Genomic DNA, 14,026 nt, shown 5'->3' with positions numbered 1-14,026 from the left:
TTAGTTAAAATGAAAAATTATATTAAAGTTGATGAGTGGAAGATAATTGAAGAAGGCTTTGACGCACATCATCACCAGGTATCTGAGAGCATATTTAGTTTGGGTAATGGCCGCATGGGGCAGCGGGCCAACTTTGAGGAGGCATACAGCGGCGAAACGCTGCTGGGCAACTATGTTGCCGGGGTTTACTATCCCGATAAAACCCGTGTAGGCTGGTGGAAAAATGGCTACCCGGAATACTTTGCCAAAGTGCTAAATGCCGCTAACTGGACAATTATTGATATAGTTTTAGATGGCGAACAACTGGATTTGGCCAAATGCGAGGTCACCGGCTTCCGCCGTGAATTGAACATGAAGGAAGGCTATCTGAAACGTACCTTTACAGCCAAAACCGCATCTGGCAAAGAGGTATCTGTTGAAGCCTGCCGCTTTTGCAGCATGGTTGATGATGAAACTGCAGCTATCAAATATTCGGTTACTCCATTAAACTTTAGCGGTACCATCACTATTACCCCAGCCATTGATGGCGATGTGGTGAACAAGGATTCCAACTACGACGAGAAGTTTTGGGACGAATTGGGCAAAGCCAATGAGCCTGATGGTGGTTACATTGTAATGCGTACCAAAAAAACCGGCTTTGAAGTAGCTACCGGCATGAAGTTCAGTATTTCGCAAAATGGCGAAACTATCCACCCAAAAACAGAAGCGATATCGAAAGAAAAATACATAGCATCAAAAATTGAATTACAGGCACAACAGGGCCAAAGCATCAGCATTATTAAATACGTTGCTAACCTGTCGTCGCAAAATCATAAACCCGAAGACCTGGTTGCCTCGTTGACAGCTACTTTAGATCGCATTAGCGCTAAAGGCTTTGATACCATGCTTGCCGAGCAGGCTGCTGCCTGGGCCGAAAAATGGAAACACAATGATATCATCATCGAAGGTGATGAATCGGCTCAGCAAGCTATCCGCTTTAATATTTTTCAGCTTAACCAAACTTATACCGGCGAAGACGATCGCCTGAACATAGGCCCCAAAGGTTTTACCGGCGAAAAATACGGAGGCTCAACCTATTGGGACACCGAGGCTTATTGTGTGCCGTTTTACCTGGCCACCGCACCGCAAAAAGTTACCCGCAACCTGTTGCTTTACCGCTATAAACAATTAGGAAAGGCTATCGAGAATGCCGCCTTATTAGGTTTTAAAAACGGCGCCGCATTGTACCCCATGGTTACTATGGATGGTACCGAATGCCATAACGAGTGGGAGATCACTTTTGAAGAGATTCATCGTAACGGCGCTATTGCCTATGCTATTTTTAACTACGTGCGTTATACCGCCGATGAAGCATACCTGGCCGATTATGGCTTTGAAGTGCTGATAGCGATAGCCAGGTTCTGGTCGCAAAGGGTAAGCTGGTCGCAGGATAAACAACAATATGTAATGCTGGGTGTAACCGGGCCAAACGAGTACGAGAATAACGTAAACAATAACTGGTATACCAGCATGCTGGCCGTTTGGTGTATGAAGTATACCATGGAAGTTGCCGGAAAAATTAAAATTGCCGATAACGCTAAATACGATGCCTTGGCGACGAGGATCGGCCTGGATGAAGCTACAGAGTTTAGCCGTTTTGGCCATATTGTCGAAAATATGTACCTGGGTCATGATGATAAACAAGGCATATTTTTACAGCAGGACGGTTACCTGGATAAAGAACAGATATTAGTAAAAGACCTGCCGGCTACAGACCGCCCGTTGAACCAGAAATGGAGCTGGGACAGGATATTACGCTCCTGCTACATTAAACAGGCCGACGTATTGCAGGGTATTTACTTTTTTGAAGATGATTACGATATAGATACCATCCGCAGAAACTTTGATTACTATGAGCCACGCACGGTGCATGAGTCGTCATTATCGCCATGTGTACACGCTATTTTAGCAGCCAAATTGGGTGATGAAGCGCGCGCATATGAATTTTACCTGCGCACTGCCCGTTTGGATTTGGACGATTACAATAACGATACCGAAGATGGCTGCCACATCACCTCGATGGCCGGCACATGGATGGCTGTTGTGGAAGGCTTTGGCGGTATGCGCGTGAGGGATGGCAAACTGCTGTTTCAACCGTTTATTCCCGAAAAATGGGCATCTTTTTCATTTCATATCGGTTTCCGTGGCGCATTGCTAAACATCAAAGTAAGCAAGGAAGGCGTGCAGATCAAAAACCTGTCGGATGTGGCAACCACGGTATTTGTTTATGGTAAAGATCAGCTGGTAAATGCCAACGACGAATTATTGGTAGAGGCATAATGAAAAACTTAGCGTTGATAATTATCATGATTGGCTTTTTAACAGGAGGTTGTTTCCTGTTAAACCAGTTTTTGCAATTATCAATCGAGAATATCATCGCTATAATTTTAATTGTGCTGTTATCAATTGCGATACCATCGGCAACAGGCTTCCTGGTTATGTATTTAATTGAGCGTAAGAAAATATGTAATACGCACAAGGCTATATTATTCCCCTGGATTTTTTTGCCAATCCCCGTTGTTATATTGGCCATTTTAAGACTAAACATTTTTAGCAACCCCATAGTTGAGTTGCCTTTAATATTGGTGTTTTTAAGTGCAGGCGGCCTTTTAGCACGCCGGTGGAGGCTAAACAAAATGTCTGTATGAAAATAAAGTTTATCCCTGTTTTGGCAGCCTTGTTTATCTTTAACACAGGATATGCACAAAAACATCAACCCAAAAAAACAAAAATGGAACAAACCGCAGCCAATCATAAGCTGATCATATACCAACTATTGCCACGGCTTTTTGGCAATACCAAAACGCTGAACAAAACCAATGGCTCAATTGAAGAGAATGGCGTTGGCAAGCTGAACGATATTAATGATAAAGCCTTGCAAGAGATAAAAAAAATGGGCTTTACCTATGTTTGGTATACCGGTGTAATGGAGCATGCCACCATGACCGATTATTCGGCTTTTGGCATTAAGGCCGATGATCCGGATATTGTGAAGGGCAGGGCTGGTTCGCCTTATGCCATAAAAGATTATTATGATATCGACCCCGATTTAGCTGTAGATGTAAAAAATCGAATTGGTGAGTATGAAGACTTAATTAAACGTACCCATGGCAATGGGCTAAAAGTATTGATGGACCTGGTACCTAACCACGTGGCCCGTACTTATGCATCGGATGTAAAACCGGCCGGCGTACGCGATTTTGGTCAGGATGATGATAAAAGCAAAGGCTTTAGCCCGCAAAACGATTTTTACTACATGCCAGGGCAACCATTTACGGTTCCCGCCGGGTATAATCCGGGTGGAGATGAATTTAAAAGTCCGCTGAAAGACGGCAAATTCGACGAAAACCCGGCTAAGGCAACCGGTAATGACGTTTTCAGCGCGTCACCATCTATCAATGATTGGTTCGAGACGATGAAGCTAAATTATGGTGTTGATTACATGGATCATCGCCGCGGCCATTTCGACCCGATACCGCCGCTTTGGAACAAGGTTTATGATATTTTAAAATACTGGACTGCCAAAGGTGTCGACGGTTTTCGCTGCGATATGGTAGAAATGGTACCCATCGAATTCTGGGCCTGGGTGATCCCGAAAATGAAAGCCGAACATCCTGGTATCGTTTTCATCGGCGAAGCCTATGATAAAGGCAAATACAGCGATTATATATTTAAAGGACATTTTGATTACCTGTACGATAAGGTTGGCCTTTATGATACCATCAGAAATTTAACCCGCAACGATTACCACACCAATACCTGGGGCATCAACGCCGTGTGGAACCACGATAGCAAAGGTATAGACGAACATATGCTGCGCTTTATGGAAAACCATGACGAGCAACGTATTGCATCGCCTGATTTTGCCGGCAATGCGTGGCTGGCCGTGCCGGGTATGATTATAACAGCAACGCTAAACACCGGGCCGGTAATGATCTATTTTGGCCAGGAAGTTGGCGAACCTGGTACAGGTAGTGAAGGCTTTAGCGGTAACGATGGCCGCAGTTCGATATTTGACTATTGGGGTGTACCCGAACACCAGAAATGGCTTAACGGCGGTGCTTATGATGGCAGTAAATTATCTGGCGATCAAAAAAAACTGCGCGGCTTTTATAGTACCCTGCTTAATGCCGTGCACAACAGCGAAGCCATTAAAACAGGCGCTTTTTATGAACTGATGATGGCCAATGAACATCAGCCGGGTTTTGATACTAAAATGTACATATACCTGCGTTATACCAATAATCAGCGTATATTAGTGATAACCAATTTTAACCGGGATGCCCGCAAATTAAGCGTAAAACTTCCGGATGACCTGTTACATAAACTAAATATAAACGGCAAGCAACAATTTACCGATCTGCTAACCGGCAGCAAGTTCGGCACCAGTGATATTAAAAATGGTGTTCAAGTAACTGTAGGGGCCAGTAGCGGGTTGATGCTGGAGTTCTGAACCGGAATTCATCGAATTACGGAATTAACAGAATGGAAAACTTGTCGGCAGTGTTGAACACTTGTAGAATTACGAAGTCATAGAAACTTGTAAGTCCGGCCTGTACAATTGCTGCCGCTATGTGAGGTGTTTAAGCTCGCGTTGTTTGCTCTGCAATTCTGAAAATTCCTTAATTCGATGAATTCCGGTTCAGACAACACCATCCAAGACCAATGAATTAATGAACCAGTGAACCAATGAACCAAAAAAGATGAATAAAGTATTACAAAAGCCAAGATTAAGTTTCTGGCAAATCTGGAACATGAGCTTTGGCTTTTTGGGTATCCAGTTTGGCTTCGCGCTGCAAACCGGGTATGCAAGCCGCATATTGCAAACCTTTGGCGCCGATGTGGGTAATTTGTCGTTTTTTTGGTTGGCAGCCCCACTTACCGGGATGATCATTCAGCCAATTATCGGCCATTATAGTGATCGTACCTGGAACCGTTTGGGCCGTCGTCGCCCTTATTTTTTAACCGGGGCTTTGTTGTCTGGTTTAGCGCTTTGCTTTTTGCCCAACTCATCCGGGCTGGCATTTTTAATACCGCCGATAATTGTTGGTGCCGGTATGCTGATGCTGATGGATGCATCATTTAACGTTGCTATGGAGCCCTTCAGGGCATTGGTTGCCGATAACCTGCCCGATAGTCAGCATACAGCCGGCTTTTCGATGCAGACTTGTTTGATAGGCGTGGGTGCCATCATAGGTTCGGTATTGCCATCTATTTTAACCAATTGGTTTAAAGTAAAATCGGATGCTGCCCCTGGTATTGTACCTAATAATCTGCTTTACTCGTTTTACGCAGGTGGCTTAATCCTGATAGGTTGTATACTATGGACTGTGGTAAAAACCAAAGAATATCCCCCCGAAGAATACGCCAAATTTCATGAGCCGGATATAGAAACCACCAAACGAAGCGGCTTTATGGAGTTTATAAACGATTTGGTGCACATGCCAAAAACCATGAAGCAATTAGGTGTAGTGCAATTTTTCTCGTGGTTTGCGCTATTTTCTATGTGGGTTTGGACAACTCCTGCCATCGCCACACACGTTTATCACCTGGCCGATAACGATACTACCTCAAAATCGTTTAATGATGCCAGCAGTTGGGTAGGCATTATGTTTGGTGTTTATAACGGCGTATCGGCATTATACGCCTTGTCGCTACCATTTATTGTAAAAAAACTAAGCCGTAAGGCAACGCATGCTTTTTCATTGGCAATGGGCGGGCTGGGCTTAATATCAATATTCTTTATTCAAAACCACTACCTTTTGTTGCTGCCTATGGTAGGTATAGGTTTGGCCTGGGGCAGCATACTGGCTATGCCTTATGCCATATTATCAAGCTCGATACCCGCCAAAAAAATCGGGATTTACATGGGCTTGTTTAACTTTTTTATCACATTCCCACAAATAGTAAGCAGCCTTACCAGCAGCCTTATTATCAAACATTTGTTTAACAGCGAGTCGATTTACGGTTTAATCATGGGCGGGGTATTTATGTTTATCGCATCTATATCGGTGTTTTTTGTACAAGATGGTAAGAGAATTCAAATAATAGAGGCTTCCAATTGAAGAAAACGTTAAAAACAAACACGCTTAATGATTTTTCCTCAAATCAAATGTTGTATATTGCGTAGTAAGTACACATTATACATATTTGCAGAAACCCCGTTAAATAATTTGAATGGAAAGTAACAAACCCAATCCGGAAGAGCTAACCAGTAAGATAGTTGAAATTAAAAACTTGCTGGAAGAAGAAGAGGAAGAGGAGTTTCATCACCTTAATAATCCCGCCGATGGCATAAAACCCATCATCAAAAAATACCTTGGCGTGCCAAACCATGCCGACCAGATAGGCAACAAATTTTACTTTACCGATGGCGATGCCAAAGTAGAAGTTGTTGTTGTTACCGACGACATTATTCGTGTAAGATTGGCGCCCCACAGCGTTTTCCTTGAAGAATTCTCATACGCCGTTCCTAAGCTGGAGCATAAAGCCGCAGCCTTCACCCTTTACGAGGATGATAACGAGTTTCGTGTAGCAACTAAATCGATAAATTGCCATATCCGTAAAAAGGATTTCTTTATTTCGTTTTCTGATAGCAATAACCACGTAACCAGTTCAGATGCCGTGCCTATGCACTGGGAAGAGAACGTACAGTTTGGCGGTTATTACGTGTTTTGTACCAAAACCTGCGCTAAAGACGAAAGCTTTTTTGGCCTTGGCGATAAGCCTACCGAGCTTAACCTGCGCGGCAAAAGGCTGAAGAACTGGAACACCGACGCCTACTCTTTTGCCTGGAATCAGGATCCGCTTTATCGCAGCATCCCTTTTTATATCAGCGTAAATGAAGGCATAGCACACGGTATATTTTTTGATAATACGTTTAAAGCACAGTTTGATTTTGGCGCCGAAGATAAAACCAAAACCAGTTTTTGGGCTGATGGCGGCGAATTGCAGTACTATTATATCCACGGCCCGCACATGATGGATGTAGTAAAAAGCTACCACATTTTAACCGGAACGCACCCTATGCCGCCACTTTGGGCACTGGGTTATCACCAGTGCCGCTGGAGTTATTATCCCGAAGCCAAGGTGCGTAAAATTGCCAAAGGCTTCCGCGAAAACAAAATTCCTTGCGATGGTATCTATTTAGATATCGACTATATGGACGGCTACCGCTGCTTTACCTGGAACCGGAAATACTTTCCAGATCCGAAGAAGATGATTAGCGAACTGGCTGCAGATGGCTTTAAAACGGTGGTGATAATTGACCCGGGCATCCGCGTTGACGATAATTACTGGGTATTTAAAGAAGGTAAAGAGAAAAGATATTTTTGCCGCCGCAGCGACGATTACTTTATGGAAGGCCACGTATGGCCGGGCCGTTGCCAGTTTCCTGATTTTACCAATCCCGAAGTACGCGAATGGTGGGGAGGCTTGTTTGATGAGCTGGTAGAAATGGGCGTGGCCGGTGTTTGGAATGACATGAACGAACCTGCCGTGTTTGGAGCAGGTACCTTCCCCGATGATGTCCGTCATCAATATGATGGGCACCGTGGGTCGCATCGTAAGGCGCACAACGTTTATGGCATGCAAATGGTACGCTCCACCTACGAAGGCCTGCGTAAAATCATGAAAAATAAACGCCCTTTTACCATTACCCGGGCGGGCTATTCGGGCGTACAGCGTTACTCATCCGTATGGACGGGCGATAACGTAGCCTCATGGGAGCACCTTAAATTAGGTAATATTCAATGCCAGCGCCTGTCGGTATCGGGCATCCCTTTTTGCGGTACAGATATAGGTGGTTTTAGCGGCGAGCCTGACGGCGAGCTGTTTACCCGCTGGATACAGTTAGGTACTTTTTCGCCGTTTATGCGGGCGCACTCGGCAGGCGATACCAAAGAGCGTGAACCATGGAGCTTTGGTGAGCCGTTTACCGAAATCAACCGTAAGTTTATCGAACTGCGTTACAGGCTTATCCCTTATTTATACTCTACTTTTTGGGAGCACCATCGCTACGGATTCCCTATTTTAAGGCCTGTGGTAATGCATGAGCAGGATGTGTTGTTAAACCACTTCCGCCAGGATGAATTTACTTATGGCGATAAAATTTTGGTTTGCCCGGTAATGGAGCCAGGCCAGATTAAACGTAACGTGTACCTGCCAAAAGGTAAATGGTTTAATTACTGGACGTTTGAAGTGCTGGATGGCGGTAAAGAAGTAACCGTTGACACGCCTTTGCAAACCATGCCGCTGTTTGTAAAAGCCGGATCGGTAATACCCGAATACCCGGTAATGCAATACATAGGCGAAAAAGAAATTGAAGAAGTTAAACTGAACATTTACTATACCGATTACGAAGTAAACTCCTTCTTGTTTGAAGATTATGGCGAAACTTTTGCCTACGAGCAGGATATTTACCTCGAGAAAAAATTTGTGGTAAATGGTAATTCAAAAAAACTAACCATAGGCCAAAGCATGGAAGGGCTGTATACCCCACGCTATGAGGGCTACCACTTTAACGTTATAGGCTTACCTTTTAAGCCGCACAAAATAGTGGTCGACGGTAAAACTGTAACCGATTTCATCCTCAACGATGACGGCACCATGGAGTTTAAATACAGTAAAAAGTTTAAGCAGATAGAAATCTCAAAATAACGAGTTTAAAGCCGCCCCAAAAAGGCGGCTTTTTTGTGCTTTATGCAAAACAGCACTTTTCAATACCCGGTTACAGTCTTATTTCTTGATTCTTGGCTCTTGACTCTATTTCAAAAATAAATCCCTTAAATCCCGCATAATGTCATAATCCTGTTATATTTGATTTATATAAACCAAACTCAATCCTGTAATTTGGGTTATCCTTACAAATCCTGACAGGTATCTATATCATGGCCAAAAAAACAAAGACAACCGACACCCCTATACCGGAAGAAAAGCCTGTAAAAGAAAAAAAAGTAGTTAAAGCTACAACACCTAAGGTTGAGCCCGATGCTGTTGCAGCTACCGCCAAAAAGGCTGTAAAAGCCAAAACAGCATCAGCCGAAAAAACAAGCACGCCCAAGCCCAAAACGGTTAAAGCAAAAGTTGCCGAAGCTGTTCAGGCTACGTCCCCTGTAATATTAAAAGCAGTTGAACCCTATAGCCGCTTTACCGATTTTGATATCAGCTTATTTAAATCGGGTAAGCACTTTAAGTTGTATGAAAAGTTTGGCTCGCATGTGGTGGAGTTTCAGGGCGTGGTGGGTACCTACTTTGCGGTTTGGGCGCCAAACGCGCAGTATGTATCGGTGATAGCAAATTTTAACGGCTGGAACCGCGGTTCGCACAGTTTAAATGCCCGTTGGGATTCGTCGGGCATATGGGAGGGTTTTATCCCGAATATTGGCGTGGGCGAAACCTATAAATATTACATCAAATCATCAACCGGCGAAGACCTGGAAAAGGCCGATCCGTTTGCCCTGCGCTGGGAAGTACCGCCAAGCACGGCATCTATAGTTGTTGATACCTTTTACCAATGGACCGATGGCGACTGGATGGCCAACCGCCATGAGCATAACGCGCTTGATAAACCCTACAGTGTTTACGAAGTGCACCTGGGCTCATGGGCCCGCAGCCCCGAAAGCCCCGACCAGTTTTTAACTTATACCGAGCTGGCACACAAGCTGGTGCCCTACGTTAAAGAAATGGGCTTTACGCATGTAGAGTTTATGCCTATAATGGAGCACCCGTATTACCCAAGCTGGGGCTACCAAATTTCGGGCTACTTTGCTGCGGCTTCCCGTTATGGTTCGCCGCAGGAACTGATGTTCCTTATCGAGGAGTTTCACAAAGCCGGCATCGGGGTAATATTGGATTGGGTACCATCGCATTTCCCGGGCGATATTCACGCCTTGTATAAATTTGATGGTACACACCTGTACGAGCATGAAGATATGCGCAAAGGCTTCCACCCCGATTGGAAATCGTATATATTTAACTATGGCCGTAACGAGGTTAGGGCATTCCTGATCAGTAACGCCCTGTTTTGGCTGGATAGGTACCATGCCGATGGTTTACGGGTAGATGCCGTAGCATCCATGCTTTACCTTGATTACTCGCGCAAGCATGGCGAGTGGGAGGCAAACATTTATGGTGGCAACGAAAACCTGGAAGCTATCTCGTTCCTGAAAGAGTTTAACGAGGCCGTTTACAGCCATTTCCCATCAACTCAAACCATTGCCGAAGAGTCTACCTCGTTTACGGGTGTTAGCCGCCCGGTTTATTTGGGTGGCTTAGGTTTTGGGATGAAATGGATGATGGGCTGGATGCACGATACCATCGATTATTTCCATGAAGACCCTATCCACCGTAAGTATCATCATAACGAGATCACCTTTAGCACCATATACGCCTTTACCGAAAACTTTATGCTGCCTTTCTCGCACGATGAGGTAGTATACGGCAAAGGTAGTATGCTGCGCAAAATGCCCGGCGATGAGTGGCAGCAATTTGCCAACCTGCGCCTCATGTATAGCTATATGTTTACGCACCCCGGCACCAAACTATTATTTATGGGTGCCGAGTTTGGCCAGGGCGATGAGTGGAACTACAGCCAATCGTTACCATGGCATGTAATGCAATACCCTAACCACCAGGGCATGGCGGCAACTGTAAAAGCACTTAACCAGTTGTATAAAGATGAGCCAGCACTGTACGAAAAAGCCTTTGATTTTACCGGCTTTGAGTGGGTAGACGGTGGCAACGCCAACGACTCGATACTGGTTTACGGCCGCATGGGCCATAGCCGTGCCGACGACCTCGTAATTATCCTGAACATGACCCCGGTACCGCGCTATAACTACCGCATTGGCGTACCCGCAGGCGGCAAATGGCAGGAGATATTTAACTCAGATGCCCAAAACCTTTGGGGCAGCGGCATCATTAATTATCACCCGGTAACTGCCGACGCCGAAAAATGGCATGGCAAGGATAATTCCATCAGCATTACCATACCACCTTTGGCAGCCACCGTATTTAAAAAAATACCCGATGCCCCTGCCAAATATGAACTAAAGCGATAAATAACATCAAATCGCTATAAATATATTCAACCATTTATTAAGCTTTTGCGTTTAATAAATGGTTGAATATTCATATTAATACATTTACCTGCCCATGAATCCCAAATTCCGTAACCTTTTTATTATAGGTGGCTCTGTAGCCCTGGTGTTGCTAATTATACAGGTATTCATGACCTACCCCGATATTAACGCCGTAAACATATTATTAAACGCCTTGCCCGCCCTGGTACTTTATTACCTGGCCTATAAAACCTACCACGAGCATAAAGATGGCGAACTGATGTAAATTGAAGATAGTTACATTGCTTTTGGTTTTAATAATCTTTAATTTTGAATATGGATGCATTGATCGTATATCCCGAAAATAAAGAACAATTGGCGGCCATGAAGGCAGTTATGAAAGCGATGAAAATTACCTTTGAACAAAAGAGCGAGGTTTACCCCGATTATGTTGTACAAGGCGTAAATGAATCTTTGAAACAAGCCAAAGAAGGGAAGTTAACGCCCTATACCGGAGTAAGAGATATGCTTGGCCTTTCATGAGCCTTAAAGTTTATTATACCCAACCAGCTAAAGAAACGCTGTTTGTATTATACACATCTATTCAAATCTATAACCCTTTTGTTTTTTTGGGACACCCGGCAAGAGCCCTTCTTTACCCATTTACCCGAATAATATGCTTAACCTCTTTGTTTTTGGTGCTATAGCCCTGGTGATGTTATTATTTGGCTACCAGATAAAATATAAAAAGAAAGCCAGCCTGATATCCGGGTTCGACGAAAACCTGGTGGGCGATGTTAACGGCCTGTGCAACTGGGTAGGCAACCTTATGCTCATCAACGCCGCCATAGCCCTGCTCACCGGCATCGGCATGACCTACCTGCCCGCTCAAATGAACTTCATCCTGATATTTTTTGTCGTTGGCATCCTGGCAACCTCCGTTTTTGCCATTGCCGGCAAGCGCAGGTTTGGGCGGCAGTAATCAGGGCATTGCCTGCGGCCCGCGCTATTCGTTCATACTGCACAGGCATTAGCCACCGGGCCGGTATCCACTGCTATCGCTAATGCTTTAAATTGGTTTGGTAACCTTCCTGTCCGTCCGCAAAGTGTAGTGAGGTATTAACGGACAAATCCGGACAAGGCAACACCGCTCGCCACGCGGTCAATCACCAGAAAAATTTTAATAATTTCCAATTGTTAAGCTCAAAATTATTTATTAGCTTGCAGTACAACCAGTTAACCTTTATGAAACGGATATTTTTTGCCTGCCTGCTGATGGCGGCCCTTTTTGTTGATGCCCAAACTGCTACAGTAACACTCTCCAATAAATTTGAGTTAAAAGACCGCGGCCTTGGCGACGCTACCGGAAGTACCTGCCGCCTGGGCAATTTTTTTTATTGCATGCAGTACGATTATAAAAGCGTGCAATTTGCCATATATCCACGGCTAAACGATAAAAAATACAACATTAGCCTTTACCGCTATACGGCCGATATGAATGAGGTTGCCAAAGCCGCGCTGAACAAAGGAAAAAAGGAATTTGGCCCGTTTGCGCCTCAAGCCATTATATTGAACAATAAATTACTGCTGTTTTATTACCATGCACAGGATGATGGGTCGGTAAAATTGTTAGTAACAACGTTAGAGCCCGAAACCCTAACCGAAACCGGGGTGAAAGAGTTGTACACCATGCATGTAAAAAATGTAAGCAGTTTTGAAACAGACGGAGTTATTGCGCATAACCAGCTAAGCCTGGTATTGTCGCCCAATCAAAAAGAATTGATGGTAACACAGTCGGGTAATACCAACGAGATTTTTACCTGTATCATTAATGATAATAACGCGGTGGTTAAACCCGCCGTTACCATCATTAAAAACAATATCCAGGATATGGCCATACAAAACGGGTTTTTGGACAACCAGGAGAATAAATGCCTTAGCTACACCTACACTATCAATAAATTATACAAGCGCGGTGTGCTGGTGTTAAACAATAAGGGTGCCGAGGCATTCATGGATTTCAACACCGGATCAAAGGAGTGGGAATCCAATAAATTGTCGTTTCACCTGTCAAATGATAATGCTACCCTGTATGTATATGCCAACTATTATGGCGATTATTTGGACGAGGGCGTATTGCTGAGCACCTTAAACCTGCAACAGCTTACGTACGGCCCTGTTCAGTTTTTTGCATACGCCGATGATATTAAGGAAAAGCTATATAAAATGGGTTTCGGCGTTAAAGGTAAAGATACCTATACTGTTAAACGTGTTGATTATGCCTGTACAGAACTGGACGACGGAACGCTTGCGCTAACAGGATACCCCTCGGTTACATCATCAAGTATGCGCATGAAGCCAACCATCATGAATACAAATACGCTGCCGGCAAGCGGTACAAATCATACAACACAGTATCAAACTGTCGATATTGCTATCGCCGGCCCTATTATTAATGTGTTTTTAAAGGGAGGGCAAAGTAAATTTGGCTTGTTATACCGCAAACAGCCCGATACCGAAACATCGGGCTACATACCTATTGCTTATAAAAACAAGCTGGTTTGTATTTATTGCGATAGTAAAAAGAACCTGGAACGCGGGCCGGATGAGAAGGTAAAAGGGAAGGAACAACCATCGGATATGGTGCTGGTAAAAGCCGTTGTAGCAGCCGACGGTACCGTAATAAGCCGCGAACAAATAGCCGATACGCCCTTTGGCTCAAACTATTATTACCTTGATTATAACAAGCAGCTCACAAACACATCGTACCTGATCCCTATTGGGCGGCTACGGCTAAACATGGCCAGATATTATACCCAAATTGTACAATGGGCCAATGTGGAGGTGAAATAGGATAGCTGCCGGTTTCTGGTAGTGGGGCTATTAAATGGGCGTGCGTTTGGCAAAACAATGGTTTAGCGTGTTAT

General features: G+C 44.3%; 10 protein-coding genes. All 10 read left to right on the top strand.

Annotated elements, in window-relative coordinates; all coding sequences use genetic code 11:
- Positions 1-9 precede the first annotated feature (9 nt).
- The 10 genes from AC1DU2_RS06400 (at position 10) to AC1DU2_RS06355 (ending at position 13,952) form a co-directional block, all read left to right on the top strand.
- Complete coding sequence (locus AC1DU2_RS06400; protein WP_477383414.1) at positions 10-2,319, top strand: glycoside hydrolase family 65 protein; 2,310 nt, start codon at positions 10-12, stop codon at positions 2,317-2,319.
- Positions 2,319-2,687, top strand: a complete 369-nt coding sequence (locus tag AC1DU2_RS06395; protein ID WP_477383413.1) for a hypothetical protein — start codon at positions 2,319-2,321, stop codon at positions 2,685-2,687. Before AC1DU2_RS06400 ends, AC1DU2_RS06395 begins: the two co-directional genes overlap by 1 nt.
- An 83-nt stretch (positions 2,688-2,770) precedes the next feature.
- Complete coding sequence (locus AC1DU2_RS06390) at positions 2,771-4,492, top strand: alpha-amylase family glycosyl hydrolase (protein WP_477383412.1); 1,722 nt, start codon at positions 2,771-2,773, stop codon at positions 4,490-4,492.
- 250 nt (positions 4,493-4,742) lie between these two features.
- Positions 4,743-6,104 carry an MFS transporter gene (locus AC1DU2_RS06385; protein WP_477363354.1) on the top strand — a complete coding sequence of 454 codons (1,362 nt, stop codon included), beginning with the start codon at positions 4,743-4,745 and terminating at the stop codon, positions 6,102-6,104.
- 112 nt (positions 6,105-6,216) lie between these two features.
- Positions 6,217-8,697, top strand: coding sequence for a glycoside hydrolase family 31 protein (locus AC1DU2_RS06380; RefSeq protein WP_477383411.1), 2,481 nt, complete (start codon positions 6,217-6,219; stop codon positions 8,695-8,697).
- Between the two features lie 230 nt (positions 8,698-8,927).
- The gene (gene glgB, locus AC1DU2_RS06375; RefSeq protein WP_477383410.1) at positions 8,928-11,099 is read left to right on the top strand and encodes a 1,4-alpha-glucan branching protein GlgB; all 2,172 of its coding nucleotides are present in this window, start codon (positions 8,928-8,930) and stop codon (positions 11,097-11,099) included.
- Between the two features lie 94 nt (positions 11,100-11,193).
- Entirely contained in the window at positions 11,194-11,385 is a 192-nt protein-coding gene (locus tag AC1DU2_RS06370; RefSeq protein ID WP_090644396.1) for a hypothetical protein, read from the top strand.
- 50 nt (positions 11,386-11,435) lie between these two features.
- On the top strand, positions 11,436-11,642 hold the full coding sequence (locus tag AC1DU2_RS06365) for a DUF2683 family protein (RefSeq protein ID WP_477383409.1): 207 nt from the start codon (positions 11,436-11,438) through the stop codon (positions 11,640-11,642).
- 133 nt (positions 11,643-11,775) lie between these two features.
- Entirely contained in the window at positions 11,776-12,081 is a 306-nt protein-coding gene (locus tag AC1DU2_RS06360) for a DUF3784 domain-containing protein (protein ID WP_477361181.1), read from the top strand.
- A gap of 263 nt (positions 12,082-12,344) precedes the next feature.
- On the top strand, positions 12,345-13,952 hold the full coding sequence (locus AC1DU2_RS06355; protein ID WP_477383408.1) for a hypothetical protein: 1,608 nt from the start codon (positions 12,345-12,347) through the stop codon (positions 13,950-13,952).
- Positions 13,953-14,026: the final 74 nt, after the last annotated feature.

Source organism: Mucilaginibacter sp. P4_C11, assembly GCF_056402115.1.
This window is presented reverse-complemented; position numbering and strand designations above follow the sequence as displayed.